Source organism: Vibrio sp. 1978 (genome assembly GCF_033344345.1).
In genome coordinates, this window is sequence record NZ_JAWPOP010001033.1 from 1 (window position 1) to 516 (window position 516).

Annotated in this window: 1 pseudogene; it reads left to right on the forward strand. The window is 47.9% G+C overall.

Annotated features, from left to right (window positions below):
• A pseudogene (locus R8N49_RS30510) lies at positions 1–516 on the forward strand (phospholipase D family protein); the annotation flags it as partial.

The window sequence follows — 516 nt, forward strand, 5'->3', positions numbered from 1 at the left end:
GGCTGCTGCTTGATGACATGCAAAAACGCAACGACAACGTCATGGCGGCTCTAAATGCGCACCCCAATATAGAAATACGCCTGTTCAATCCTCACCAATACCGCTCTGCACGAATCGTTGCGTTAACCAGTGACTTCGAACGACTGAACCGCCGAATGCACAATAAATCGCTGATTGCTGACAGTGTCTCTGCGATTGTCGGTGGACGAAATATTGGTAACGAGTATTTCTCTTTTGAATCAGAAGTAGAGTTCGGCGACTTCGATTTACTGCTCTACGGGGAAGCCGTGCAGCAAACGGCGGATCAGTTTGATCTTTATTGGAACAGCGTACACGCCGTGCCGATGGAGTGGATATCGCCAGAATCTCAAAGCGTCTCCGATGCCGCGATTCAAAAACAAGTCACCAAACTGAACTTGCAAGAGAAATTCTCTTCTGGCCGATACGATTTTACCGCCTTGGATATGTATCAAGACCTCAAACAAGGCAAACTGAACTTGTACTGGGGTGATGGAC